Source organism: Gilvimarinus sp. 1_MG-2023 (assembly GCF_030548285.1).
Genome location: NZ_JAUOSC010001484.1, coordinates 1 through 246, shown reverse-complemented (window position 1 = coordinate 246; position 246 = coordinate 1). Strand labels below are relative to the sequence as shown.

Annotated in this window: 1 protein-coding gene; it reads left to right on the top strand. The window is 48.8% G+C overall.

Annotated elements, in window-relative coordinates:
- Positions 1-246, top strand: a 246-nt coding sequence (locus Q4563_RS21760; RefSeq protein ID WP_303606015.1) for a hypothetical protein, incomplete at both ends; no start/stop codon positions are given.

Sequence of the window (246 nt, the reverse complement as noted above, 5' to 3'; positions counted from 1 at the left end):
ACTGTATATTGATTCGGAAGCTGAATCGGTAACACCAAATGATGGCATCTACAGTCTCGCATCTCCTGCAGTCAACCCGTCCTCCAATATTGGTGATCTGTCGTATATTCCTTATCAGACCGATGATACAACCGATGTCTCCTCGACAGACAGCCTGACAATGGACACAACATCAGACTATTACGGTACCGGTATTACCGGCCACCTGATGGCCTTTCCGCTTACTTCCAGTGGCACCAGCAGCAC